27 protein-coding genes are annotated in these 25,458 nt (G+C 39.3%); 24 read left to right on the top strand and 3 right to left on the bottom strand.

Going from position 1 to position 25,458, the window contains the following annotated elements; all coding sequences use genetic code 11:
* The first annotated feature begins 161 nt into the window (after positions 1 to 161).
* The 8 genes from rpsF (at position 162) to ACFSY7_RS02605 (ending at position 7,724) form a co-directional block, all read left to right on the top strand.
* Positions 162 to 452, top strand: a complete 291-nt coding sequence (gene rpsF, locus ACFSY7_RS02640) for a 30S ribosomal protein S6 (RefSeq protein WP_126989939.1) — start codon at positions 162 to 164, stop codon at positions 450 to 452.
* Between the two features lie 37 nt (positions 453 to 489).
* Entirely contained in the window at positions 490 to 1,068 is a 579-nt protein-coding gene (locus ACFSY7_RS02635) for a single-stranded DNA-binding protein (protein ID WP_126989940.1), read from the top strand.
* Between the two features lie 24 nt (positions 1,069 to 1,092).
* Positions 1,093 to 1,329 carry a 30S ribosomal protein S18 gene (gene rpsR / locus ACFSY7_RS02630; protein ID WP_126989941.1) on the top strand — a complete coding sequence of 79 codons (237 nt, stop codon included), beginning with the start codon at positions 1,093 to 1,095 and terminating at the stop codon, positions 1,327 to 1,329.
* A gap of 201 nt (positions 1,330 to 1,530) precedes the next feature.
* A complete protein-coding gene (locus ACFSY7_RS02625) occupies positions 1,531 to 2,484 on the top strand; it encodes a YybS family protein (protein ID WP_380146715.1) in 954 nt (317 codons plus the stop codon).
* A gap of 11 nt (positions 2,485 to 2,495) precedes the next feature.
* On the top strand, positions 2,496 to 4,469 hold the full coding sequence (locus ACFSY7_RS02620; protein ID WP_126989943.1) for a DHH family phosphoesterase: 1,974 nt from the start codon (positions 2,496 to 2,498) through the stop codon (positions 4,467 to 4,469).
* Positions 4,469 to 4,918: a 50S ribosomal protein L9 gene (gene rplI / locus ACFSY7_RS02615; protein ID WP_126989944.1), complete on the top strand. Its 450-nt coding sequence runs from the start codon at positions 4,469 to 4,471 to the stop codon at positions 4,916 to 4,918. The genes ACFSY7_RS02620 and rplI overlap by 1 nt, the downstream gene beginning before the upstream one ends.
* Before the next feature lie 15 nt (positions 4,919 to 4,933).
* Positions 4,934 to 6,286, top strand: coding sequence for a replicative DNA helicase (gene dnaB, locus ACFSY7_RS02610; protein WP_126989945.1), 1,353 nt, complete (start codon positions 4,934 to 4,936; stop codon positions 6,284 to 6,286).
* 148 nt (positions 6,287 to 6,434) lie between these two features.
* Positions 6,435 to 7,724, top strand: a complete 1,290-nt coding sequence (locus ACFSY7_RS02605) for an adenylosuccinate synthase (protein ID WP_126989946.1) — start codon at positions 6,435 to 6,437, stop codon at positions 7,722 to 7,724.
* Between the two features lie 213 nt (positions 7,725 to 7,937).
* Here the strand turns inward: ACFSY7_RS02605 and ACFSY7_RS02600 are convergent, their stop codons facing one another.
* On the bottom strand, positions 7,938 to 8,762 hold the full coding sequence (locus tag ACFSY7_RS02600) for a YitT family protein (RefSeq protein WP_370323590.1): 825 nt from the start codon (positions 8,760 to 8,762) through the stop codon (positions 7,938 to 7,940).
* A 294-nt stretch (positions 8,763 to 9,056) separates the two neighbouring features.
* Between ACFSY7_RS02600 and yycF the strand changes: the two genes are divergently transcribed.
* The 10 genes from yycF (at position 9,057) to ACFSY7_RS02550 (ending at position 19,540) form a co-directional block, all read left to right on the top strand.
* Positions 9,057 to 9,767 carry a response regulator YycF gene (gene yycF / locus ACFSY7_RS02595; protein ID WP_126989948.1) on the top strand — a complete coding sequence of 237 codons (711 nt, stop codon included), beginning with the start codon at positions 9,057 to 9,059 and terminating at the stop codon, positions 9,765 to 9,767.
* 6 nt (positions 9,768 to 9,773) lie between these two features.
* Complete coding sequence (walK, locus tag ACFSY7_RS02590) at positions 9,774 to 11,597, top strand: cell wall metabolism sensor histidine kinase WalK (protein ID WP_380146714.1); 1,824 nt, start codon at positions 9,774 to 9,776, stop codon at positions 11,595 to 11,597.
* Positions 11,597 to 12,970, top strand: coding sequence for a YycH family regulatory protein (locus tag ACFSY7_RS02585; protein ID WP_380146723.1), 1,374 nt, complete (start codon positions 11,597 to 11,599; stop codon positions 12,968 to 12,970). Before walK ends, ACFSY7_RS02585 begins: the two co-directional genes overlap by 1 nt.
* The gene (locus tag ACFSY7_RS02580) at positions 12,957 to 13,790 is read left to right on the top strand and encodes a two-component system regulatory protein YycI (RefSeq protein ID WP_380146713.1); all 834 of its coding nucleotides are present in this window, start codon (positions 12,957 to 12,959) and stop codon (positions 13,788 to 13,790) included. The genes ACFSY7_RS02585 and ACFSY7_RS02580 overlap by 14 nt, the downstream gene beginning before the upstream one ends.
* Before the next feature lie 12 nt (positions 13,791 to 13,802).
* Positions 13,803 to 14,591 (top strand): MBL fold metallo-hydrolase, encoded by a 789-nt coding sequence (locus tag ACFSY7_RS02575; RefSeq protein ID WP_380146712.1) that lies wholly within the window; start codon positions 13,803 to 13,805, stop codon positions 14,589 to 14,591.
* A 145-nt stretch (positions 14,592 to 14,736) separates the two neighbouring features.
* Positions 14,737 to 16,008, top strand: a complete 1,272-nt coding sequence (locus ACFSY7_RS02570; protein WP_380146711.1) for a S1C family serine protease — start codon at positions 14,737 to 14,739, stop codon at positions 16,006 to 16,008.
* Between the two features lie 113 nt (positions 16,009 to 16,121).
* Positions 16,122 to 16,286: a CxxH/CxxC protein gene (locus ACFSY7_RS02565; RefSeq protein ID WP_126989954.1), complete on the top strand. Its 165-nt coding sequence runs from the start codon at positions 16,122 to 16,124 to the stop codon at positions 16,284 to 16,286.
* 93 nt (positions 16,287 to 16,379) lie between these two features.
* Positions 16,380 to 16,859 carry a 23S rRNA (pseudouridine(1915)-N(3))-methyltransferase RlmH gene (rlmH, locus tag ACFSY7_RS02560; protein WP_380146710.1) on the top strand — a complete coding sequence of 160 codons (480 nt, stop codon included), beginning with the start codon at positions 16,380 to 16,382 and terminating at the stop codon, positions 16,857 to 16,859.
* Positions 16,860 to 16,961: 102 nt separating this feature from the next.
* A complete protein-coding gene (locus tag ACFSY7_RS02555; RefSeq protein WP_380146709.1) occupies positions 16,962 to 18,701 on the top strand; it encodes an ORC-CDC6 family AAA ATPase in 1,740 nt (579 codons plus the stop codon).
* Positions 18,698 to 19,540 carry a hypothetical protein gene (locus ACFSY7_RS02550; RefSeq protein WP_380146708.1) on the top strand — a complete coding sequence of 281 codons (843 nt, stop codon included), beginning with the start codon at positions 18,698 to 18,700 and terminating at the stop codon, positions 19,538 to 19,540. Before ACFSY7_RS02555 ends, ACFSY7_RS02550 begins: the two co-directional genes overlap by 4 nt.
* A 96-nt stretch (positions 19,541 to 19,636) precedes the next feature.
* Here the strand turns inward: ACFSY7_RS02550 and ACFSY7_RS02545 are convergent, their stop codons facing one another.
* Positions 19,637 to 19,858 carry a hypothetical protein gene (locus tag ACFSY7_RS02545; protein ID WP_380146707.1) on the bottom strand — a complete coding sequence of 74 codons (222 nt, stop codon included), beginning with the start codon at positions 19,856 to 19,858 and terminating at the stop codon, positions 19,637 to 19,639.
* Entirely contained in the window at positions 19,855 to 20,433 is a 579-nt protein-coding gene (locus tag ACFSY7_RS02540) for a hypothetical protein (RefSeq protein ID WP_380146706.1), read from the bottom strand. The genes ACFSY7_RS02545 and ACFSY7_RS02540 overlap by 4 nt, the downstream gene beginning before the upstream one ends.
* Positions 20,434 to 20,535: 102 nt before the next feature.
* On the opposite strand from ACFSY7_RS02540, the gene ACFSY7_RS02535 reads away from it, so the two are divergent.
* The 6 genes from ACFSY7_RS02535 to ACFSY7_RS02510 all read left to right on the top strand — a co-directional run.
* On the top strand, positions 20,536 to 21,450 hold the full coding sequence (locus ACFSY7_RS02535) for a Gfo/Idh/MocA family protein (protein WP_380146705.1): 915 nt from the start codon (positions 20,536 to 20,538) through the stop codon (positions 21,448 to 21,450).
* 38 nt (positions 21,451 to 21,488) lie between these two features.
* The gene (locus ACFSY7_RS02530) at positions 21,489 to 21,671 is read left to right on the top strand and encodes a hypothetical protein (protein ID WP_126992046.1); all 183 of its coding nucleotides are present in this window, start codon (positions 21,489 to 21,491) and stop codon (positions 21,669 to 21,671) included.
* A gap of 61 nt (positions 21,672 to 21,732) precedes the next feature.
* Complete coding sequence (locus tag ACFSY7_RS02525) at positions 21,733 to 22,383, top strand: ankyrin repeat domain-containing protein (RefSeq protein ID WP_380146704.1); 651 nt, start codon at positions 21,733 to 21,735, stop codon at positions 22,381 to 22,383.
* Between the two features lie 61 nt (positions 22,384 to 22,444).
* Positions 22,445 to 23,062 carry an NUDIX hydrolase gene (locus ACFSY7_RS02520; protein ID WP_380146703.1) on the top strand — a complete coding sequence of 206 codons (618 nt, stop codon included), beginning with the start codon at positions 22,445 to 22,447 and terminating at the stop codon, positions 23,060 to 23,062.
* Between the two features lie 450 nt (positions 23,063 to 23,512).
* On the top strand, positions 23,513 to 25,009 hold the full coding sequence (gene mqo, locus ACFSY7_RS02515; protein ID WP_126992042.1) for a malate dehydrogenase (quinone): 1,497 nt from the start codon (positions 23,513 to 23,515) through the stop codon (positions 25,007 to 25,009).
* 115 nt (positions 25,010 to 25,124) lie between these two features.
* A partial coding sequence (locus ACFSY7_RS02510) for a DUF4372 domain-containing protein (RefSeq protein ID WP_380146702.1) occupies positions 25,125 to 25,458 on the top strand: 334 nt, incomplete at its 3' end.

Here is a 25,458-nt window from a genome sequence, read left to right as displayed (position 1 = left end):
AACCTTTAGTATTGCAAAACGTTCATAAAATAGCGAATAATAATCGTTGCGAACAAAAGTCGAATATGGTAATATTTAAAGATGTGAGTAGTACACGTTACTAACTCTCCTTGCCTATCTACGGTAGGTAGGCCAAAGACCATGAGGAGGTGCAAATACAAATGCGCAAATACGAATTAATGTACATCATTCGTCCAAACATCGAAGAAGAAGCTAAAAAAGCTCTAGTTGAACGTTTCAACGAAATCTTAACTTCTAACGGTGCTGAATTAGTTGAATCTAAAGATTGGGGCAAACGTCGTCTTGCTTACGAAATCAATGACTTCCGTGAAGGTTTCTACCAAATCATGAAAGTTAATGCTCCAACTGAAGCTATCAACGAATACACTCGTCTAGCTAACATCAGCGAAGACATCATCCGTCACATCGCTGTACGCGAAGAAGAAAAATAATCAGTTATAATATATAAAGTAAGGAGGTTGTATTCTGATGATTAACAATGTCGTATTAGTCGGTCGCTTAACAAAAGACCCTGAACTTCGCCAGACACAATCTGGTGTTGCTGTAGCTCGTTTCACACTTGCTGTAAACCGTCCTTTTTCTAGCCAAAATGGTGAAAAACAAGCGGACTTCATTAGCATCGTTGTTTGGCGCAAACAAGCGGAAAACTGTGCACAATTCCTGCACAAAGGAAGCTTAGCGGGCGTTCAAGGACGTATCCAAACAGGTAGCTATGAAGGCCAAGACGGTAAACGTGTCTACACGACAGAGGTGATCGCTGATAACGTTCAGTTCCTAGAACCGAAAAACGCTAACAGCAATTATCAACAAGGTCAAGGCGGTTTCCAACAACAAGGTGGATACCAACAACAGCCTTATAATGGCGGCAATCAAAACCAATTTGGTGGCAACCAGTTCGGTAATTCTCAACAAGGCGGTTATCAACAACCATCTTATCAACAGAATCAGCCAACTAATCAAAACTACACAAACATGAATGAGGATCCTTTTGCAACACCAACTGACAACAAAAAAGTTGATGTGTCTGAAGACGATCTTCCATTCTAATTTTAAGAAGGAGGGAAATTGAACATGGCACCACGTCGAGGAGGCCGCAAACGCCGTAAAGTTTGTTATTTCACATCTAATAACATCAAACACATCGATTATAAAGATGTTGATTTATTAAAAAAATTCATCTCAGAACGAGGCAAAATCTTACCACGTCGCGTAACTGGTACTAGCGCTAAATACCAACGTAAATTAACTCTAGCTATCAAAACTGCACGTGTAATGGCTTTACTTCCATTCGTAGCTGAAGAAAAATAAGACACTGTTCTTAGAGAGACTAGGCATTCGCTTGGTCTCTTTTCTTATGCTCTTTTTTAAAGAAATAAGGTGTAATTTTACTTCCTATCGTACGATTTTAGGGACCAATGACCTCTGTCGTTTTTTTGTTAGGTACTATGAAACATGGTACAATGGGAAGATGAAATATTAAAAGTTTCTCTTAAAAAAGGAAGGTACAACATGCCAGAAAATCGTACGCGTCGCCTTACACATGGCGCGATGATGGTCGCTATTTTTACGGTGCTTCTTGCGGTATCTACATATATTCCGCTTACATCGATATTGATTACTTGGGTGCTACCATTACCAATTGCTTGGTATAGCGCAAAGTATAATATGAGCTCATCAGTTGCTGTAACAATTGCTGGGATTATGTTGTCATTTATCGTTGGAGGCGGCTTTTTAGCGCTACCAGTAGCCTTTATGTATGCTGTGATTGGCCTCGTGCTTGGGACGATGCTTCGTCTAAAGAAAAACAAGGCGACTATCTTTTTAGCAACCAGTGGCGCGATTCTTGCAACATTCGCCATCGTTTATTTTGCTTTTGTAAAAATCTTAAATATTAATATTATCCAGCAAACACTCGACCTCTCGATGCAATCATTTGATACATCACGTAAAATGATGGAGGCGTCAAATGTGCCTGCTGACCAGTTGGCAAGCTTTGAAAAACAGCTTGAGTTAATGGAGAAGACAGCTACGTATTTAGTACCTTCTCTACTCGTATTTGCGGTCCTTGGCATCGCATTTATTATTCTTGCAGTGAATTTGCCGCTGTTAAAACGTTTAAAACTAGAGGTGCCAAAATTTAAACCGTTTCGTTATATGCAGTTACCACGTTCGATTCTTTGGTATTACTTCATCGTTCTTATTATTTCGTTGTTTGTAAGACCAGAAGAGGGTACATATCTTTATGTGGCAATTTTAAACTTATCCTCTATTTTGACAATGCTATTGGCACTACAAGGCTTGTCACTGATTCACTTTTTCATTTTGGAAAAGGGAATGCCAAAAGGTGTGGTAGTGATCGCAACAATTATTGCGCTGCCGTTTTTACAGTTTGTTTCACTAATTGGCTTAGTGGATTTAGGATTTAATGTTCGTGGATTTATCACTGGTGAGACAAAGAAATAGGAGTTGATTTTTTGGATACTCTATTTAGAAAAAGGCCGGTTCGATATCCGCTCATCATCTTGTCATTGCTTGCGGTCATTAGCATCGTTGTTATCGTCATGAAATTCCCGATAATAGGTGCCATTTATGGAGTCGTTATTATTGTCGTACTAGCGATTGCATTTAAAGCTGAAAGTGAAGCATATGAGCAAACAGAGAAGCATATCGAACTCTTATCCTACAGACTAAAGGAAGTCGGGGAAGAGGCATTATTAGAAATGCCACTTGGGGTGTTATTAATAAATGATAATTTCCAGGTGGAATGGGCAAACCCATTTATGAAGCGTGTCATGCAGGTAGATACACTTGTAGGAATCGATTTACTAGAGATTTCTGAGGAACTACAGGCACTTGTAAAGCATGCGGATTTAAATGAAACGACGGTTACAATTAAAAATCGTCAGTATCAAACACTTTATAAACGCAATGAAAAGCTCTTATACTTCTTTGATATTACAGAGCAAGTTGAAATTGAAGAACTGTATTATGATGATCGGACGGTTATCGGGATTTTATTTATTGATAACTACGATGATATTACTGAAAATATGGACGATCAGCATAAGAGTCAAACGAATGCGCTTGTGACATCGCTTGTGAATCGCTGGGGAAATGCACATGATATTTACATTAAACGTATTTCCACAGACCGCTTTATTGCGATTATGAATGAGTCGATTTTACAACAGCTTGAGAAAAAGAAATTTGCGATTTTGGATGACATTCGCGAAGAAACAGCGCAGCAAAGTCTACCACTGACGCTAAGTATTGGTATCGGTGCGGGTTCGCCCTCTCTATCAGAGCTTGGTGAGCTTGCGCAGTCGAGTCTTGATTTAGTACTTGGGCGAGGTGGGGACCAGGTGGCGATTAAGCAGCCTGATGGTAAGGTGAAATTTTACGGCGGGAAAACAAACCCGGTTGAAAAACGTACGCGTGTGCGTGCACGTGTCATTTCCCATGCGCTACGTGATTTAATCCAAGATAGTGACCAAGTGTTTGTTATGGGACATAAAATGCCGGATATGGACGCGATTGGTGCGGCCATTGGTGTGCGTAAAATGGCCGATATGAATAATATAAACGGCTATGTGGTCATTGATTTTGATAATATCGACAACAGTACAACACGTCTGATGCGTGTCATTAAGGAAAAATCGGATTTATTCGATAAATTCTTAACGCCAGAGCAGGCGATGGAGCGTATGACGGAGAAATCATTATTAGTCATTGTCGATACGCATAAGCCGTCGATGACGATTGATGAGCGTTTATTAGAGCGTACCGATAAAGTCGTCGTTATCGACCATCACCGACGTGGTGAGGAGTTCGTTAATAGACCGATGCTTGTTTATATGGAGCCATATGCTTCATCAACAGCCGAACTTGTGACCGAATTACTCGAATATCAGCCAAAAAATGATAAACTAACTATGTTGGAAGCAACATCTCTTCTTGCGGGAATCATCGTTGATACGAAAAGCTTTACGCTTCGTACAGGGGCGCGTACATTTGAGGCTGCATCTTACCTTCGTACAAACGGCGCAGACACTGTGCTCGTGCAGAACTTGCTGAAGGAAGATATGGATACGTATATTATGCGTTCAAAAATTGTCGAAACGGCAGAGATTTATCACAAGACGATTGCTATTGCTCGTGGGCAAGGGACAAAAGTATATAACTCAGTATTGATTGCACAAACAGCGGATATTTTATTGTCGATGCAAGGCATTTCCGCATCCTTTGTTGTCGCGCATCGTGCAGATGGCCGTATCGGTATTTCTGCACGTTCATTAGGGGATATTAATGTACAACTCGTAATGGAAGAGCTTGGCGGCGGTGGGCATTTAACGAACGCCGCAAGTCAGCTTGAAGCGGATACAATTGAAGAGGCAATGACACGCTTAAAAACAGCAATCGATCATGTAATAGAAGGGAGCTCGGAATAATGAAAGTTATTTTCTTAGAAGACGTAAAAGGTAAAGGTAAAAAAGGTGAAGTGAAAGAAGTATCGGATGGATACGCACGTAACGTTTTACTAAAACAAAAAAAAGCAGTTGAAGCAACAAGTGCTGAAATGGCGAAATTACGCGCTAACAATAAACGCGCTGAAGAAAACGCTGCACAAGAGCTTGAAGATGCAAAACAATTAAAAGAAACATTAGAAAAATTAACAATTGAATTAACAGCGAAACCAGGGAAAGATGGTCGCTTATTCGGTTCAATTACATCAAAACAAATTGCTGAACAACTGCAAAAAGATCACGGCATCAAAATCGATAAACGTAAAATGGATTTAAAAGATGCTATCCGTACATTAGGTGTAACGAATGTGAACGTAAAATTACATCATGAAGTAACGGCTGTTCTTAAAGTACATGTTGCAGAAGAAGCGTAAGAAAGGGAGACGCGTATGAACGAAATGGACCGCGTCATGCCTCACAATGAGGAGGCGGAGCAATCTGTTATCGGTGCTATTTTCTTAGAGCCACAAGCACTTGTGACTGCATCGGAGGTATTGGTGCCAGAGGATTTCTATAATGCTGCACATAAGCTCATCTTTGAAACGATGCTCACATTGAACGACCAACGTACAGCGATTGATACAGTGACGGTAGCAGAAGAGCTATCGAACAAAAATATGCTGGATGATGTCGGTGGTATCATGTACATTACGGAAATTGCGAGTGCGGTACCAACTGCAGCAAACGTCGCGTTTTACGCAAGCATTGTTGCGGAAAAATCGGTACTACGTCGCTTAATTCGTACCGCTACAAAAATCGTTGAAGATGGCTATACGCGTGAGGATGAAGTCACTGAGCTTTTAGGCGAAGCGGAGAAGCAAATCATGGAAGTGGCGAGCCGTAAAAACTCGTCTGACTTCAAGCACATCAAGGGTGTTCTTGTAGAAACGTATGACCATGTGGAGCAACTTCAAAACCGCCAAGGAGATATCACAGGGATTCCAACAGGCTTCCGAGATTTAGATAAGTTAACGGCAGGATTTCAGCGTGGCGATTTAATTATCGTTGCGGCACGTCCATCGGTAGGTAAAACGGCGTTTGCGCTAAATGTAGCACAGGCGGTTGGTACAAAAACCGATGAAAATGTCGCCATCTTCTCACTAGAGATGGGTGCAGAACAACTTGTTATGCGTATGCTTTGTGCAGAAGGAAATATTGATGCACAGGTGCTGCGTACGGGTGCACTAACGACAGAAGACTGGGGTAAATTGACGCTTGCGATGGGTGCACTATCGCGTGCGGGCATTTACATTGATGATGCGGCTGGCATTCGTATAAATGATATACGAGCAAAATGTCGTCGTCTGAAACAAGAGCATGGCCTTGGCATGATTTTGATTGATTATCTTCAATTGATTCAAGGACCCGGAAAAGCCGGTCAAAACCGTCAACAAGAAGTATCGGATATTTCACGTTCATTAAAAGGGCTTGCCCGTGAATTAGAAGTTCCTGTAATCGCGCTATCTCAGTTATCTCGTGGTGTTGAGCAACGTCAAGACAAGCGCCCGATGATGAGTGATTTACGTGAATCAGGTTCGATCGAGCAAGATGCTGATATCGTAGCCTTCCTATATCGTGAAGACTACTATGATAAAGAAACTGAAGATGCTAACACAATTGAAATTATCGTAGCAAAACAACGTAACGGTCCAACCGATACGGTAAAACTGGCATTTAAAAAAGAATACAATAAGTTTGTCAGTGTGGATTGGTCTCAACAAATGCCACCGTCAAGCTATTAATTTTCTCAAAACACGAACAATGATGTCTGACCTTGGCATCACGTTCGTGTTTTTTCGCATTTTCGGTTGACTATTATCGATTTGGTTGATACAATAAGTCTGTTTGAATCAGGGCATACATAATTTGCCTGACGGAGGTGCTGATTAAATGACATCAGTTGTAGTAGTAGGAACACAATGGGGAGACGAAGGTAAAGGTAAAATTACTGATTTCCTATCTAAACAAGCAGACGCGATTGCCCGTTACTCAGGTGGCGACAACGCAGGACACACAATTCAATTCGAAGGCGAAACGTATAAATTACACTTGATTCCATCAGGTATTTTCTATAGCGACAAAACGTCAGTAATGGGTAACGGTATGGTTATCAACCCACAATCTTTAGTTAAAGAATTGACTGGTCTTCAAGACCGCGGTATCGATACTTCTAACTTACGTATCTCTAACCGTGCTCACGTAATTCTTCCTTACCACGTGTACCAAGATAAAGTGGATGAAGAATCACGCGGCGACGCTAAAATTGGTACGACTTGTAAAGGTATCGGACCATGTTACACAGACAAAGTACAACGTATGGGTATCCGTGTAGCTGATCTTTTAGATAAAGAAGTATTTGAACAAAAACTTCGCTCTAACCTAGAAATGAAAAACCGTCTATTCACGAAATTCTATGAAGTAGAACCTTTAAACTTTGACGATATGTTCGAACAGTTCTACGAATATGGCCAACAAATCGCGAAATACGTAACAGATACTTCTAAAGTATTAAACGACGTAATCGATTCAGAAGGCAAAGTATTATTTGAAGGCGCTCAAGGCGTATTATTAGACGTTGACCATGGTACGTACCCATACGTAACATCTTCTAACCCTGTAGCGGGTGGTGTTACAACTGGTACTGGTATCGGACCTTCTGCTGTAACACGCGTAATCGGCGTTTCAAAAGCGTACACTTCTCGTGTAGGTGATGGTCCATTCCCTACTGAATTATTTGACGAAGTAGGTCACCAAATCCGTGAAGTAGGCCGTGAATACGGTACAACTACAGGCCGTCCACGTCGTGTAGGTTGGTTTGACTCAGTAGTCGTACGTCACTCTCGTCGTGTATCTGGTATTACAGACTTAGCACTTAACTCAATTGACGTATTAACAGGTTTAGATACAGTTAAAATCTGTGTAGCATATGATTACAATGGTGAACGCATCACTGAATATCCTGCAAACAACCACATCATCGAAGATTGTAAACCAATCTACGAAGAACTTCCTGGTTGGGAAGAGGATATCACAGGCGTACGCCGTCTAGAAGACCTTCCAGAAAACGCACAAAACTATGTGAAACGTGTAAGCGAATTAACTGGTATTAGCATTGCGACTTTCTCTGTAGGTCCAGACCGTGACCAAACAAATGTATTAGTAGACGTTTGGGATAACTAATCCATTTAAGCATTGCAATTGTTTAAATTTTCCTCTATCATCGATAATAGAAGTAAGAAATGAAATACGGTACTATTGCTCCCTATCTTTTAGATAGTGAAGCGTTTCAATAACGTACAAAATAATTGCAGAAAAGGCATCCGCTCGGCAAAGGCGGGTGTCTTTTTATTTCATCAAAAAAGAGGTCAGGAGTAATTCCTGGCCTCTTGCATTTTAGTGAATGTTTTTCTTTTTAAAGCGACCGCCGCGCACTTCGGCGATATTGCCAATTGCAAGGAAGGCAGTCGGATCCTTCTCTTCAACAATCGAGATGAGCTTTGATTCCTCAAGACGTGTGACAACGGTGAAGATGACATTTTTCGGGTCTCCCGTATAGCCACCAGCACCATTTAAAAACGTTACACCACGTCCTAGACGATTCATAATAGCAGAGCCGATTTCCTCGTATTCGTCGCTAATAATGTAAATCGCCTTAGACTCTTCAAGCCCTTCAATGACAATATCAATCGTCTTATAGGCGATAAAATAAGCGAGCATTGAATACATCGTTTGCTCCCAATTAAAAACAAAGCCGGCGACGATGAAAATGAGAATATTAAAGAACATAATGATTTCTCCAACAGAAAAAGGCAACTTTCGGTTGAATAAAATCGCCATAATCTCTGTACCGTCGAGTGAGCCACCGTAGCGAATGACGATACCGACACCTGTACCGAGAATGACGCCACCAAAGACGGTGCTAAGCAGCAGGTCATCTGTAAAGGCGGCAACAGGGTGCAGCATGATTGTCGCAAACGATAGCACCGTAATACCGAGTGCTGTCGATAATGCGAATGTTTTACCGATTTGCTTGTAGCCAATAAAGAAAAAAGGAATATTCAAAATAAAAATAAAGACGCCTAATGGAATGCCAAAAAGATGTGAGGCAATGATTGAAATGCCGACAATACCACCATCTAAAATTTTATTCGGTACGAGAAATTGTTCGAGGCCAAGTGCCATAATAATGGCACCGATAATGACCATGATAATGCGCATGAAGACTCGAGACTTTGGTACGGGTTTCGAGAGAGGCTGCGCATGCTTAAGCGGATTGTCCATAAGTACCTCCTCATCTTTAATAACTACCTGTCTTTATTTTATTATAAAATTGTCATGTTTGTCTTTAATTGGAAGGTTATTTTTCAAGTTCGTTACAAGTGTGTAAAATCAGTAAACTAGCTAGTTCTTTTATGATACGTTAAAATAAGGGAATGGGAATCTTTAGATATTCCTAGTAAATAACGTCAAAAATATATTGATATAGATTATATTTCGAAAGGAAGAAACAGTTTGGAAAAAACAATTTTAGTTGTAGATGATGAAAAACCGATTGCAGATATTCTGCAGTTTAACTTAATTAAAGAGGGCTACAAAGTAGTTTGTGCATATGATGGTGAGGAAGCACTCGAGAAGGTAGAGGAAGTTCAACCGGATTTAATGCTGTTAGATATTATGCTACCAAAGCGCGATGGGATGGAAGTATGTCGTGAAGTACGTAAAAAATACGATATTCCAATCATTATGCTAACAGCGAAGGATTCAGAAATCGATAAAGTATTAGGCCTTGAATTAGGTGCAGATGACTATGTCACAAAACCATTTAGTACACGTGAATTAATCGCGCGTGTAAAAGCCAATATGCGTCGTCACCAAGCCGTGGCGCAGCCAGAGGAAGAAGTTGAAGAAAACAATGACATTGTTGTTGGTTCATTAACCATTCAACCAGATGCCTACTTAGTGCTAAAACGCGACCAAACAATTGAATTAACACACCGTGAATTTGAATTACTGCATTACTTAGCGCGTCATATCGGTCAAGTGATGACACGTGAGCATTTACTACAAACTGTGTGGGGCTATGATTACTTCGGTGATGTCCGTACAGTCGACGTAACGATTCGTCGTCTACGTGAAAAAATCGAGGACAACCCAAGTCATCCTGCATGGATCGTGACACGTCGTGGTGTCGGTTACTATTTAAGAAACCCTGAACAGGAGTAGGAGCCAATGCAAAAAGTGAGATTCTATAAATCAGTACAAATGAAAATTGTACTGATTTATATGCTTTTAATCATCATTGCGATGCAAATTATGGGTCTCTACTTTGCCAATAAACTAGAAGCTACGCTGAAGACGAATTTTGAAACATCAATTTTAGAGCGCCTGAAAATTGTAGAGTTTAGCATCAAGGAAGAGATGAATAAAACGCAAAATGAAGATGGTACCCAGCTTGAAGACAATCTATCATCGATTATTAATGGGCTATCATCGGGTGATATTACAGAAGTACAAATTATCAGTACACATTCGCGTATTTTAGCGACAAGTGATGAGAATAACCAAAAGAGCATAGGCCAGCGCTCAAGTGAGGCTATTGTCCAGTCAGCGCTCAATTCTGCGACACAAATGGAAAACATCGCACTCGATGATTCCTCTAAGCGTATTTGGGTTGTGGCGAAGCCGATTCAGTCCGGTGGCAAGGTCATTGGCGCGTTATATGTGAAGGCAAATATCGAATCGGTATTTGACCAGATGAATACAATTAACAAAATTCTTGCTGGTGGTACTGCACTCGCACTATTAATTACGATGGTGCTCGGAATCTTCATTTCAAAAACGATTACGAAGCCAATTTCAGACATGCGTCGCCAAGCACAGGCAATGGCGAAGGGAAACTATTCGCGTAAAGTAAAAGTGTATGGTGATGACGAGATTGGTCAGCTTGCGGTAGCGTTTAACCATTTAACGAACCGACTGCAAGAGGCACAATCGACGACGGAAGGGGAAAAGCGTAAGCTCGCATCTGTATTAACGAATATGACAGATGGTGTGATTGCGACTGACCGTAAAGGGAAAATTATGTTGATTAATGCCCCAGCGCAAAAGCTATTAAAGAGTGAGCAAAACGAGTTAATGGGTCGTTCACTTACAGCAGTGCTTGGGCTAGATGAGGAATATACATTTGAGGATTTAATTCATATGCAAGAATCGATTAACCTCAACTTTAGCACATTAGAACAGCCGTATATTTGGCGTGCAACATTTTCAGTTATTCAAAAGGAAACAGGCTTTGTTAACGGTCTGATTACGGTGCTGCATGATATTACAGAGCAAGAAAAAATCGAAATGGAGCGCCGCGATTTCGTATCGAATGTATCGCATGAGCTGCGTACGCCGCTAACGACGATGCGTAGTTACTTAGAGGCATTATCTGACGGTGCAATCAATGAGCCAGAGCTTGGGAAGCAATTCCTTAGTGTGGCACAGACGGAGACAGAGCGTATGATTCGTCTTGTGACGGATTTACTGCAGCTGTCACGTATGGATAGCCGCGAATATGAGCTGAATACTGATTTTGTGGATTTTGTGAAATTCTTTAATCGGATTATCGACCGCTTTGAAATGGCGAAATCAAAGGAAATTACGTTTATTCGTGAGCTTCCGGTGACGCCATTATATGTGGAGATTGATACGGATAAGGTGACGCAAGTAATCGACAATATTATTTCGAATGCGCAAAAATATTCACCAGATGGTGGGAGCATTCGCTTTACGGTAACAGCAAATGACGGCGAACTCCTTGTCGAAATCAAAGATACAGGAATGGGGATTCCAAAAGAGCAAGTGGACCGCATCTTTGACCGTTTCTACCGTGTTGACCGTGCGCGTGCTCGTTCGATGGGTGGTACAGGTCTTGGCCTGGCCATTTCACGCGAAATGATCATTGCCCATAACGGGAAGATTTGGGCGGAAAGTATCGAAGGAAAAGGGACATCCATCTTCTTTACACTGCCATATGGTCTTGTAGATGAGGAGGATGAATGGGATTGATGAAATATATTGAGCCAATCAAAACATTTGTGTTAATCATCCTTGTGCTACTAAGTATTACGTTAACGTTTTCAATTTGGTCATACAGCCCAAATTACCAAACAATCGAAAAAACAGTCCCACAAAATGTGGTAATTGATAAAAAGAAAACCATCTCACAAGTCGTGAAACCATATAAACTCATTGCCCAGCACGACGATGAATTTTCAGGTACGGTGAAGACAAGTGATATCGATGCATTATACGATGTGCTTAAAAACTCACAGCTATCGGATTTATCGATGATTAGTGAAAAGCTATCACACGAAAAAATGTATGAGCTAATGAAGGCGAATGATACGGTATCTCTTATGTTTTCAGATGAAGTACCGATGTCGATTTTCCAAAGTATTTTACCGACTGTGAATAAAAAAGTGTCAGGCATTGAGTTTTCACAAATGATAATTTCATTAAAGAAACCAAATAATGAAAGCATTAATGATAATGAGCTAGACGTTTATTTTGCATCACCAGAAACACATGAACTCTATAGCGCGAAGCTGCATCTTAAAAAATCAGAAGCATTCATTGCGAAACAGTTAAAAATGACGAAGAAATATGATGAATATACCGTCATTGAAACATCTAGTGACCGTATCATGTATGTGCTTGCTGATAAGCCAAAATTTGCGAAGCAGCAATACTTTGCGCGTAATGTTAGTGCGAAGGTCGATCAATTTAAAAATGCCTTGTTCACGAATCCTAAAATCGTAAAAACGAGTCAGGACTCCATGACGAATATTGATAAATACTCTGATGACCGCTCTGTTATGACGATTTACAATAACCAGTACACATTGAACTTTGCGAATATGTCTGCTGAAAGCGATGAACGAATTTCAAAATCACATTTAATTGATCATACGATGAGCTTCGTCAATGAGCATGGTGGCTTCACGAATGACTATCGCTATGAAAGCGTCAATTACGGCGAGCAGAAGGTACTGTATCAGCTCTTTATGTCTGATTTACCGGTAGAGCCAGCGACGCAAACGACATCAACGGAAATCGAAGTGAAAATTAATAATGGCACAGTCGCGCGTTATGCACGTCCTTATTATCAGCTTGAAACGATTCCAGATGATGAAAGCAATAACTTAACGATGCTCAAAACAGCGCGTCAAGTGTATCGTATGCTTGTGACAGAACAGGTTGTAAAAAGAAATCAGATTGAAGATTTACGCCTTGGGTACAGTATGTCGTTTAAAGAACGCGATAATGGTGCCGTCGTCTTTACGCTTGAGCCAACATGGTTTTATAAAGTAAAAGAGGACTGGATTACGGTCGCGCCAGAACAAGCGACTGTTGGAGGTGACCAATATGGATTGGAATAAGACGAAAACGATTTTTATTATCGTCTTTTCGATTTTAAATGTCTTTCTTTATTCGATGTATGTCAACAGCTACAATGAGGCAAAAAAACTCGAAACACTTGGCCAAATCAATGTAGATGATGAGCTAAAAGCATCGCATATTACAATTGACCAACTTCCAACAGATGTCAAAAAAATCTCGTATATTTCCGGTAAAACAAGACCGTTTGAAGAAGCGGATTTAGCATCTTATAAAGAGAATCAAAAGTTTGTTATTAGCACATCGGGGTTAATTCTTCGAAGCGCGCTGATTACACCTTATCCAGTAAAGGAATTTAATGAGCAGTCATTAAGTGCATTTGTTGCGAGCTATGTGCCACTAGGTGAGGAGTATAAGCTATTTTCAATTGATAATGAAAAACGGATTGCTATCTTCTTCCAAACAATTCAAAACCATACGATTTTCTATAATGAAAGTGCGTATATTAAAGTTACATGGAATGAAGACAATGCGATTACCGGTTATGAACAAACGGCCTTTCAAAATTTAAAAACATTCGGTGAGAAAAATACACTAATCGGTGCGAATCAGGCTGTGAAAACTTTATTTGAAAAAGGCTATTTACCAGAGTATGCACATGTAAAATCTGCAGAGCTTGGCTACTCAACGCTTGTGCCACTAACAGAAACGCGTGTATTGTCGCCAACTTGGCGCATCCATGTGGAACTAAAAGAGAAAGATGATACAATAAGAGAAGCCGATTTCTTCGTGAACGCCAATGCAGTCGATGGACAAGTGATCGATATGCAGGAAAACAAGGAATCAATTGAATCAAATTAAGGGGTTTTAGCGATGAATTTTAGTGTTTTAGCAAGTGGGAGTACAGGAAACTCCATTTATGTTGAGAATGGTCAGCACGCGTTTATCGTCGATGCGGGTTTAACCGGTAAAAAGATGGAAGCGCTACTTGCACAAATCGACCGTGAGGCAAAACAGCTAAGCGGCATTCTTGTGACGCATGAGCATTCAGATCATATTAAAGGAGTTGGCGTGCTTGCACGTAAGCATAACATCCCTGTATTCGCGAATGCTAAAACATGGGAAGCGATGAACTCATCGATTGGGAATATCCCCCTTGACCAACGCTTTGAATGGAAGACCGACGAAGTGAAAACATTCGGTGGACTCGATATCCAGTCGTTTGCGGTGTCTCACGATGCGGCAGAGCCGATGTTCTACACATTCCAAGAAGATGGCCGTAAACTCGTTGTAATGACGGATACGGGCTATGTGAGCGACCGTATGAAAGGGTTCATTTCAACAGCTGATGCGTATGTGTTTGAAAGCAACCATGACGTGAGCATGCTGCAGATGGGGCCATACCCGTGGAAAATCAAACGTCGTATTTTAAGCGATGTTGGCCATGTGAGTAATGAGGATGCAGCGGTTGCGATGAGTGAAGTCGTTGCTGAAAAAGAAACACAAATTTACTTAGCCCATTTAAGTAAAGATAATAATATGAAAGAGCTCGCACGTATGAGCGTCTCTCAAACGCTTGAATCATGTGGTATTCGTGCTGGTGAATTTCTGCACTTACATGATACAGACGCTGAGAAGCCGACACCACTTGTGCTTGTTTAGACAAAAAACCTCCAGAGATGGAGGTTTTTTTTTAATGGAAAGCGGGCACATTAATTTTGAACAAATTTTTAAGTGATTTTAATCTAATTTTCATGTTCGGCTATTAAACTATAACTAACAACAAAATACGTAGGAGGTAACAATTATGGGGTATTACGACCAAGATCCAAATCAAGCGCCAAGACGCAGTAAAGGAGGCAGTAAGGCAGGCTATTTCTTTACAGGGCTTATTGGTGTACTCATCGGCGCATTACTTGTGTGGCTGATCATTCCAAATGTGATGAATACGACAAATAATGTAGCGAGCAATTCAGAAACACAAGTTCAAACAACAGAGCCCGTTCAACTTTCAACGGACGTTTCAACGGATACAACGAAGGTTGTCGAAAAGGTTGATAGCGCGGTTGTTGGCGTTGTAAATATGCAAAAAACACAGCAGGACCTATGGGGTTTATCACCATTCGGTGGTAGCCAACAAGGTGGTACAACACAGGATAATAACGAATCATCCATTACAGAAGAAGCGGGCACAGGCTCAGGCGTTATCTATAAAAAAGATGGCGATAAAGCATATGTTGTTACAAATAATCACGTTGTCGAAGATGCAGATGAATTAGAAGTAAAATTAGCAGATGGCACAAAGGTCAAGGCTGAATTAGTCGGTACTGATATTTGGACAGACTTAGCTGTTATTTCGATTCCAAGTAAGGATGTAAAAGCTGTCGCAACATTTGGTGACTCATCAAAACTGAAAAAAGGTGAATCGGTTATCGCGATTGGGAACCCACTTGGCCTTGATTACTACGGCTCTGTGACAACAGGTGTTATCTCAGGCTTAAACCGTTCTGTACCGGTTGATTTAAATTCTGACGGCACAGCAGACTGGAATGCCGATGTTCTTCAAACAGACGCGGCCATTAACCCAGGGAACTCAGGCGGCGCGCTAATTAATATGGCAGGCCAAGTCATCGGTATTAACTCAATGAAAATCTCAAATACACAAGAATCTGTAGAAGGTATCGGCTTTGCGATTCCAAGTGATACAGCCGTACCAATTATCAATGAGCTTGAGAAAAATGGTAAAGTGGAACGTCCATCGATGGGGATCACATTAGCAGATCTAACAGATGTCCCTTCTTACTACCAACAAGGACAATTAAAATTACCATCAGATATTACAAAAGGTGTCGTTATTTCGGGTGTTCAAAGTGGCACAGCTGCCGCAAAAGCGGGTCTTGAAAAATACGATGTCATCGTCGAAATTGATGGTCAAAAAATAGACGATGCGATCGGTCTTCGTAAAATTTTATACAACGATAAAAAAGTCGGCGATGAAATGAAAGTGAAGGCATATCGTAACGGGGAAATAATTAATAAAACATTAACACTCACTGGCTCATTGAGCGAAAGTAAGTAATCCACAAGATGTGGATAACTCAGTGGATAGAAAAGTCGCACAATGCTTTTCTATCCACTTTTTGTTTGTTAAAATGGACATAACAACGGATAGACGTGAAAGGACGTAATTAAATGAAAACATATAGCTGTGAGGACCACGTAGGCCACGCGCTTGACATGTTTGTAGCGAATGAGAAAGATTTTCCAATTATGGATAAACTCGAAGAAAACGACGAAGAAACGCAAAAATGTGCGTATTGTGACGCGAAAGCAACATATATTGTGGCGAACAAATGAGCCCCTACAATATCTAGTGTAGCCTGTGGATAACTTTCAGAATTCTGTGGATAACTCAGATAATTGCTTTGTAAATTTAAGGAGGAACTCGCATTGAGCGTGACCATTATTTCGGTTGGGAAATTAAAAGAGAAATATTTAAAGATGGGCATTGAAGAGTATGTGAAGCGTCTAAATGGCTACACAAAAATCGATTTAGTTGAGGTGCCAGACGAAAAAGCACCCGAACAATTAAGCGATGCCGAGATGGAGATTGTGAAGAAAAAAGAAGGCGAGCGCATCCTAGCAAAGATTCCACAAGATGCCTACGTTTTTGCACTCGTAATCAACGGCAAAATGCGCTCATCTGAGCAGCTCTCAAAAGACATCGAAAACTGCATGACATACGGCCATAGTAAAATCGTCTTCGTCATCGGCGGCTCACTCGGACTACATGATGATGTTCTAGGCCGCGCAAATGACCTGTTATCATTCGGTAAAATGACGCTGCCTCATCAGTTAATGAAGCTTGTGTTAGTTGAGCAGGTGTACCGTAGTTTTAGAATTATGAAAAATGAGCCTTATCATAAGTAGGTGTAGATTTTAAATTCTTATTTTTAAGATTAATTATACTGTATATAATTACATTATTTGGTATATAATGATTCTATAAGCATTAGGGAGGGATAAGCTAGTATGGTAACATCAGATTTCTTTGAATTTTTTGACGAAGAAGAAGCAAATATATTTATTGAACAAGCAGAATATATTGATGAAAATGAATTTTTAAAGTGGAGTATAGCTCATCCAGATGAGAAGCGAATTTTGAAGAAACTTTCCTCTGGAGGAGCAAAATTACTAGTGGGACCACGTGGCTGTGGTAAAACAACTTTGATGCTTAAAACATATTATAAATTACTATCTAATATAGATTGTGAGAACTCTAAAGACTCATTACCTATTTATGTGAATTTCAAATCAGCTTTAAAAGTAGAGCCAATGTATAAAGCAAATGTTAATTCGAGTTTTTGGTTTAATCAATGGATTTTATATAAGTTATATCAAGGATTATATTCATTAGGGGAACAAATTAATCAAGTTCAAATCTTTGAGGATAAATTAATTTTTTCAAAAGAACAAGTTAATTTACATCTTAATGATATAGAATATCGTTTTTCAGAACTCTCATCTGAAAAAGATATTTTAACAATTGATATGTTGGAAGATGAAATTAGTAAGATACTTAATATTTTTGGAAAGCAACATTGTGTATTGCTTTTAGATGATGCTGCACACGCGTTCTCTCCAGAACAGCAAAGAGACTTCTTCGAATTTTTTAGAAAAGTAAAAGGAAAGAAAATTTCACCTAAGGCAGCTGTTTATCCAGGTGTTACAAACTATTCAGCAAACTTTCATGTTGGACATGATGCTGAAGAAATAAATGTTTGGTTAGATGTTAATACGCAAGGATATTTACAATTTATGTTCAAACTTTTAGAGAAACGTTTACCATCAAATATATATAATAGTTTGTTCAAAAAACAAAATATATTAGAAATAATCGCTTTTGCATCATTTGGTATGCCGAGATCTTTTTTAAATATGGTTAGAGAATTGTATAAAAAAGATGACAACGAGGAAATTGTTTATAGTCTACAAAAAAGGACTATGTCAAATATAATAAAAAAGAATGTTAAACAAACTATAGGCATTTATAATTCATTACAGTATCAGTTACCAACATATAATAAATTTATTATAAATGGTGAAGAAATATTTAAGGATATAGTTAACTCATTAAAGGAATATAACAAAGAAAAAGAGTTAGAAGAACAAACTACAACAATTGCAATTTCTAAAGATACACCAGTAGAACTTAAGAAAGTTATCAGTTTTTATCAATATTCAGGATTAGTAATGCCTATTGGAGAAAGAAGTAAAGGTCCTCTTGAAGGAGTATATGAATTATATTTAATTCACTATGGTGTATTGATTGAAAATAATGTATTCTTGGGTAAAAAATCTATATCAATAAATGATTTACAAACATCACTTAAAAGTAGAAACTCCAAATTTTTCAAAAAAATATCTTCTTCAAGTCTCTTAAAAGATAAAGATGCTAAAATTCTATTTCCATTAGCATTACCTCCATGCCAACAATGTAAAACAGCTAGACAAGATGAAGATGCTCGATTCTGTTACAACTGTGGGGCAATATTAAAAAGTGTTTCTGTATTTGAATCTCTGGTAACAAACGATATTGATAAACTACCATTAACAAAACAACGTGTTAAATCAATAAAAGAGCAATCTACTATTAGAACTATCAAAGATATATTAATGGATACTGATAATAAGGAATTAAGAAGAGTTAAGCAAATTGGTGAAGTATGGGCTGAAAGAATATTTTCTTATGCAGAGGAGTTCATTGTATGAGTAAAAATAGAATTCCTGAATGTGTAAACGAAGTTCTGCCAAACTACAATCTACCGGATTTAAATAATTTCATTGAACTTGGAAATTATAGTGATATATCACCTATTGATGAATTCAAGGCTCGATTTAAAAGTATTATTCAATTAGCAAATCCAAATTTTTTTAATGAGTATAACGAAATAGCAACAAGTATGCTTTTAAGTTTAATATCACTAACTGAAAATTATTTTAGAAATATTATTTCTAGATGTATATTAATTTGCCCTGTAGCTCAAAAAGCATCAGCTTCACAAAATATTAATCTAGGTTCGGTACTTTGGCATGGAGCTAATAATTTAATTCATGGTATTTCAGAAAATACTTCTTTTGCTAGTGGTTCTGAAATAAAAAGTATATCCTCAAAGTTTATTGGTTTTCAGGTTCAAAAAAATAGCTTATTAGATTCGGTGTTAAATGAATTTGATAAAATTTGCCACTTTAGACATGCTGTTGTACATTCTGATGGGAATTTAGCTGGGAAAAATGCGACAGCTTTATCATTAACAAAAGTAGAAGATAAAGTGAGTATCAAATTAGATTATCATAATTTTCAAGAAATCTCGGCTTTATGTCTAACTCTTGTTACTAATTATAATGATGAGCTTTTTAAAGAAATTAGTGATAGATGGGCTGTAGTTAGAAGAAGAGAATTTGGCCTTGATAATACTAATGAAAGGGAAGAGTTTATAAAGATTTGGAACTTATTCCTTTCTACTTTAGATGAATCAAACAATACAATTAGAACTAGACTAACTTTAGATGATTGTATTTCACAAATAAAAAGTATCTATCAAGTATAAGAAATAATCGTATTTACATTATTTCCAGTGAGCTTTATCATAAATAAGCACTAAACAAAAACCCTCCCCTTTCACCAACAGGGAGGGTTTTTCAATTCAACGATATTGCTGACCTTTACCTAGCTTATTTTCCTTCACCCAACCCTTATATTTCATCCATTCAATCAGCAGCGTAGAGAACATAACCGTAATGGACGGTACCAAATAATGAATGGGCGCTGTGATAAATAATTTAATCAGCCATACGCCAGCAGCAATCGACAGCCAGTACAGTAAAATCCACTTTATACGTGAACGAAGGTATTGTTTCGTAGTCATAGATTATCTTCCCGTTTCGGCATCAGTACATAGGCTAGCATTTTCGTTTCAGCATCATACGTAAGGAAAACCTTTTTTTCAATTGAATAAAAGTTAACTGCTTCAATATGAAGAAGATGCTTGTCCCAATATTTAAATTGGATGTAATCTACCTCGCCATTAAGCGTGCTAGAAATGGATTGTACTACGTTATATACATCGCCTTCTATGTCACATAAGGGCTTTTCTAGTGTGTAAATTTGATAGTAACTTGCAATGAGTAATATACCTTCAGGTGTCAGTGTAATATCACGCATTGTCCCACCAAAGGAGTAATAGTCACAGATAGCATAGCTGTCAGGATTTTGACGATTGATTTCGTAGAGCAGGATATCTGTTAGCACATAGCAGTAATCGTTATTCGGCGATAGAGCTGTCGCAACTGGTTTTCCTCTGAACTGACCATAGGTATCATTATAAAATTCATCCTCAAATTTTACCCATGTCCATGTATCATTTTCGTGCGGACCCTCATAAACTTTTTCCTCATACATCCCTGCTAGGGGCATCTCTGTTAATTGCGCTGTTTGAATCATTATCCATGCTCCTTTTTCAATCTAGTGACCTCCATTATATAGAATAATAGGCGTGCTTTCGAATTTCCGTTATAATCCTAGTAACAAAGAGAGGAGAATTTCATGACTACACTTGCACTAATCGGTACCGGCGTCGTAGGGGAGCGCATTATTAATCAGGCGCTGAAGCTTGGTACATATGACATCGTCGGGATTTTTGATGAAAATACAGCGCGTATGGAGAAACTTGCGGCAACATATAATTTACCAATAGCAGCGTCACTTGAAGCACTACTCGATCTCACACCGGACTGGGTTTATATCGGCACACCGCCAGTAAGCCATGCACCGCTCGCGGAGAAAATCGCTGCGCGTGGTTTGCATATTTTATCAGAAAAGCCGCTTGCACATGATGCATCAGACGGTGAAAAAATGGTTGCGGCAGTTCAGGCAGCAGGCGTAAAATCTGCGATGAATTTTCCGCTTATGTACGGCGCTGCTGTTCAAAAGATACGTGATATTTTAGAGGCACAGGAGCTTGGTGAAGTTACGCGTATTGAGCTTCATACGCATTTCCCGCACTGGCCACGTCCTTGGCAGCAAAATCCATGGATTGCGACGCGTGAGCAGGGTGGCTTTATTCGTGAGATTTTCACGCATTATCTACAGCTGACAAACCACTTATTCGGTGGCATCAACATCATTGCGCATGATACGACCTATCCAAAGGACAGCACACGTTGTGAGACAAGTGTTGCAGCTCTTGCGAAAACGGATGCGGGGATTCCAGTTGTCATCAATGGCATGTCGGGTGCAGCGCAAATTGAGCGCATTGATTATAAAATCTTTGGTACGAAAAAAATGCTGACATTACGTAACTGGGGCGATGTATTGGTAAGTGAGGCAGATGCGCCTGAAGTACAGCTTGAGCTTGGTGCCGAAAAGCAGTTACTAGAAGCAGTCGCAAATGACGGCTTTGTGGTGACCTTTGAAGAAGGCTTAAAAGTGCAGCAGTGGATTGATGAATTACTCAAATAGGTGTACGCTAGAATGGTTCAACCAAGGAGGTATAGAACATGAAATACGATGCACATCAGATGAATCAATTAGTAAAGAAACACCCTGAATTACAAAAAGAATTAAAATCATTGATGAAAGATATGGGATTAGAACGTCATCTTGCGGTAAAAGCACTTTACCACTCACAAGTATCAGATGGCGGTACGTACCAAACTCAATATCAAGATTTAAATAAATAATCATTTTGGAGTCCACTTCGGGGGCTCTTTTTTTAATATACAAAAGTGGGTATAGATACATATGAAAAAATGGATAGTCCTTATTGCCGTATGTTTTTTAGTCGCGTGCCAACAACAGAAGGGAGACAACACAATGTCACTTATTGAAGCAGTAGACCAGCAAAATGAACAGCAAGTACATGAGCTCTTAGCGCAATCTACCGAGGTTGATATCCAAAATGATAAGGGAGAAACACCGCTCCTTATTGCGACGCATCAAAATAATGTCGCCATCGCGAAGGCACTCATCGATGCCGGCGCAGATATTAATAAGCAAGATGCCATTCAGGATAGCCCGTATTTATACGCAGGCGCACAGGGCAAGACCGAGATTTTGGCGTATATGCTAGCGCATCGTGAGCCAGATCAAACGGTTGTCAATCGCTATGGTGGCAATGCACTTATCCCTGCTGCTGAGAAGGGGCATCTTGAGAATGTGAAGCAATTACTTGAGGATGGACGTGCCGATATTAACCATCAAAATAACTTTGGCTATACAGCACTCATTGAAGCAGTAGCGCTGACAGATGGCTCCCCGCTTTACCAAGATATTGTCGCAGAGCTGTTAAAACATGATGCCAATACCGAGCTACGTGATAATAACGACAAAACGGCACTCGATTATGCGAAGGAAAAAGGCTATACAGAAATCGAAGCCATGCTTAAAAAGTAACATTGTCTAATATCTTGATGTTATGATAAGAATAATTATGATATCGAGAAGAGGGACATATATGAATTTGACGACGATTAAAACCCAGCTTCAACAGACTCAGCCGGCATTTATTGGGGAAGACTCAGCCTTTCGCTCAGCCGTTGTCGTGCCACTCGTTGAAGTGAATGACGAGCTGCATGTATTGTTTGAGGTACGCTCACTCACTATGCGTAAGCAACCGGGGGATATTAGCTTTCCAGGTGGTAAAATCGACCCGACAGATGCCAATCCAGAAGAGGCGGCACTGCGTGAATTATATGAGGAATTAAGTGTACCGCCATCATCGGTAGACGTATTATCAGAGCTTAGCCCACTCATTATTTCGCCGACCTTTGTCATTTATCCATTTGTTGCGAAGGTGGATATACGTGAAGTGAATACATTCAATCGGGATGAGGTCGCAGAAGTTTTCATCGTGCCACTTAATTGGCTACTTGAATGTGACCCAGAGCTTCACCATGTGATGATGAAACCAACGCCAAGCGAGGGGTTCCCCTTTGATAAAATCATGAAGGGCGAAGACTACGAATGGCGTGCTCGCGCGATTGATGAATGGTTTTTTGAATACAATGATTATGTTATTTGGGGTCTTACGGCGCGTATTTTAAAATATTTCTTAGAGCGCATCGAAGCATAAAAAACAGCGGACTTTTTAGCAGTTCGCTGTTTTTATATGTACGGTAAGCAAACACTAAGCTTTTTGTGCCACTTCAGCATCGACTTAAGCTATAATAGATAGAAAGCGCTTTAATTTTAACGTTCTAGTTAAATAAAGTGTTGGATAGATTGTCATCTCTTTACGTAATAGATTAGGGGATTTGGTCATTTAATAGGTAGAAATCGTACGTATTAAATGATTAACTGTTTTTAGAAAGTACAAAAAATGCACGAATTTCTCACTTTTTGCTAGGTTAAATAGTGTATAAACCGGGTATCGTACAATTTATTTTAATCAATAAATAATTATGATACACTGTAGTAAGGTAAATTATTGATACAGAAATGGTGTGTGACTGAGTCGCGCTTTGGCTAGCTTGTTGCGGTAACATGGATAGCTCGCCAACATCCTTTCTGCAAATCTTATGGTATAAGGAAGGTAAACATGAGTAACAAACAAACTACAACAGACGTTATCTTAGTTGGTGCTGGTATCATGAGTGCGACATTAGGTACTCTTCTTAAAGAATTAGCACCTGATTGGAAAATCAAAGTATTTGAAAAGTTAGACAAACCAGGTCTTGAAAGCTCAAACGAATGGAACAACGCGGGTACAGGTCACTCAGCTTTATGTGAACTTAACTACACTCCTGAAAAAGACGGTGTAATTGATACAACAAAAGCAATCAATGTAAACGAACAATTCCAACTTTCTCGTCAATTCTGGTCTTATTTAGTAGATCAAGGTCGTATTGCTGACCCAACAGAATTCATCATGCCAATCCCACACATCAGTATGGTACAAGGCGCTGATAAAGTTGAATTCTTGAAAAAACGTTTCGCTGCTCTTAAAGACAACCACCTATTTGAAGGTATGGAGTTCTCTGAAGACCCAGAAACATTAAAAGAATGGTTCCCATTAATTATGAATGGCCGTACTAGCCAAAGCCCAATCGCTGCAACTCGCATCGAATCAGGTACTGACGTAAACTTCGGTTCATTAACTCGTATTTTAATGGATAGCTTCGAAAAACAACCAGGCGTTGAAGCAACTTATAACGCTACAGTTCAAGACGTTAAGCAAAATGCTGATGGTCTTTGGGAAGTTAAAGTAAAAACTGCAGATGGTAAACTAGAATATGTAACATCTAAATTCGTATTCTTAGGCGCTGGTGGCGGTAGCTTACACCTATTACAAAAAACAGGTATTCCTGAAAGCAAACATGTTGGTGGTTTCCCAGTAAGTGGTCTTTGGTTAGTATGTAACAACCAAGAAGTTATCGATCAACATCATGGTAAAGTTTACAGCACAGCTGAAGTAGGTGCTCCTCCAATGTCAGTACCTCACTTAGATACTCGTTACATCGACGGTAAAAAATCGTTGCTATTCGGACCTTTCGGTGGATTCTCACCTAAGTTCTTAAAAACAGGTTCTAACATGGATTTAATTAACTCAGTTAAACCAAATAATATCTTAACTTTACTTGCTTGTGGCGCGAAAGAAATGGGCTTAACTAAATATTTAGTACAACAAGTTATGTTAAACAAAGAACAACGCGTAGATGAATTACGTAAATTCGTTCCAGAAGCAAAAGATTCTGAATGGGAAATCGTAGTTGCAGGTCAACGTGTACAAGTAATTAAAGATACTGAAAAAGGCGGTAAAGGTACGCTTCAATTCGGTACAGAAGTAATCACTGGCGCAGGCGGTTCAGTTGCAGCATTACTAGGTGCATCTCCAGGTGCTTCTACAGCTGTTAAAGTTATGCTTGACGTTATGAGCAAATGTTTCCCAGAACAAATGCCAGAATGGGAACCAAAAATCAAAGAAATGATTCCTTCATACGGTCAAAAACTAATCGACAACCCAGAATTATTCAAAGAATTACACGCAGCTTCAAACAAATCACTTAAATTACATGACTAATTAAGTGTATTAAGCCCCTCGTTTTTGGACGAGGGGCTTTTTCTATATTTTTGTTAATTTCCCATCAAATGTATATGGAAAATAAAATTTNAAATCCAAAATAAAGGACATAAGCATGGATAAGTTTACACGAAAAACATCATTTGAACAATGGTTTTCACCGATTTCCTCTAAAAAGATTGAGGAATTGGTGGAAGCCTATCAATTAAATTACTATACAAAGAAGCTACACATCGCTTCATTCTTGAAATTATTCGTATTCGCGCAGCTCAATGAAACCGAGAGTCTGCGTGCAGTTAGTGAGACCTTGTTTTCTGACGATCTTCAAAAAGCAACGAATTTAAAATCGATTAGCTTTTCTCAACTGGGACGCCGATTGAATCAAATTCCAACAGAAGTGTTTCAGGAGCTCTTTCTCGATTTAGTTGCCCAAATCCATGAAAAATCGC

The sequence above is a fragment of the Kurthia populi genome (assembly GCF_042686175.1).
In the GTDB taxonomy this organism is placed as follows: Bacteria; Bacillota; Bacilli; order Bacillales_A; family Planococcaceae; genus Kurthia; species Kurthia populi.
The sequence above is the reverse complement of the archived record's forward strand: the minus strand, read 5'-3'. Positions and strand labels throughout refer to the sequence as shown.

Bases quoted from the DNA above. Each gene is read 5' to 3' on its own strand.
- rpsF (WP_126989939.1), top strand. From the start codon at position 162: ATGCGCAAATACGAATTAATGTACATCATTCGTCCAAACATCGAAGAA.
- ACFSY7_RS02635 (WP_126989940.1), top strand. From the start codon at position 490: ATGATTAACAATGTCGTATTAGTCGGTCGCTTAACAAAAGACCCTGAA.
- rpsR (WP_126989941.1), top strand. From the start codon at position 1,093: ATGGCACCACGTCGAGGAGGCCGCAAACGCCGTAAAGTTTGTTATTTC.
- ACFSY7_RS02625 (WP_380146715.1), top strand. From the start codon at position 1,531: ATGCCAGAAAATCGTACGCGTCGCCTTACACATGGCGCGATGATGGTC.
- rplI (WP_126989944.1), top strand. From the start codon at position 4,469: ATGAAAGTTATTTTCTTAGAAGACGTAAAAGGTAAAGGTAAAAAAGGT.
- dnaB (WP_126989945.1), top strand. From the start codon at position 4,934: ATGAACGAAATGGACCGCGTCATGCCTCACAATGAGGAGGCGGAGCAA.
- ACFSY7_RS02605 (WP_126989946.1), top strand. From the start codon at position 6,435: ATGACATCAGTTGTAGTAGTAGGAACACAATGGGGAGACGAAGGTAAA.
- ACFSY7_RS02600 (WP_370323590.1), bottom strand. From the start codon at position 8,762: ATGCGCATTATCATGGTCATTATCGGTGCCATTATTATGGCACTTGGC.
- walK (WP_380146714.1), top strand. From the start codon at position 9,774: ATGCAAAAAGTGAGATTCTATAAATCAGTACAAATGAAAATTGTACTG.
- ACFSY7_RS02585 (WP_380146723.1), top strand. From the start codon at position 11,597: ATGAAATATATTGAGCCAATCAAAACATTTGTGTTAATCATCCTTGTG.
- ACFSY7_RS02580 (WP_380146713.1), top strand. From the start codon at position 12,957: ATGGATTGGAATAAGACGAAAACGATTTTTATTATCGTCTTTTCGATT.
- ACFSY7_RS02575 (WP_380146712.1), top strand. From the start codon at position 13,803: ATGAATTTTAGTGTTTTAGCAAGTGGGAGTACAGGAAACTCCATTTAT.
- ACFSY7_RS02570 (WP_380146711.1), top strand. From the start codon at position 14,737: ATGGGGTATTACGACCAAGATCCAAATCAAGCGCCAAGACGCAGTAAA.
- ACFSY7_RS02565 (WP_126989954.1), top strand. From the start codon at position 16,122: ATGAAAACATATAGCTGTGAGGACCACGTAGGCCACGCGCTTGACATG.
- ACFSY7_RS02555 (WP_380146709.1), top strand. From the start codon at position 16,962: ATGGTAACATCAGATTTCTTTGAATTTTTTGACGAAGAAGAAGCAAAT.
- ACFSY7_RS02550 (WP_380146708.1), top strand. From the start codon at position 18,698: ATGAGTAAAAATAGAATTCCTGAATGTGTAAACGAAGTTCTGCCAAAC.
- ACFSY7_RS02545 (WP_380146707.1), bottom strand. From the start codon at position 19,858: ATGACTACGAAACAATACCTTCGTTCACGTATAAAGTGGATTTTACTG.
- ACFSY7_RS02540 (WP_380146706.1), bottom strand. From the start codon at position 20,433: ATGATTCAAACAGCGCAATTAACAGAGATGCCCCTAGCAGGGATGTAT.
- ACFSY7_RS02535 (WP_380146705.1), top strand. From the start codon at position 20,536: ATGACTACACTTGCACTAATCGGTACCGGCGTCGTAGGGGAGCGCATT.
- ACFSY7_RS02530 (WP_126992046.1), top strand. From the start codon at position 21,489: ATGAAATACGATGCACATCAGATGAATCAATTAGTAAAGAAACACCCT.
- ACFSY7_RS02525 (WP_380146704.1), top strand. From the start codon at position 21,733: ATGAAAAAATGGATAGTCCTTATTGCCGTATGTTTTTTAGTCGCGTGC.
- ACFSY7_RS02520 (WP_380146703.1), top strand. From the start codon at position 22,445: ATGAATTTGACGACGATTAAAACCCAGCTTCAACAGACTCAGCCGGCA.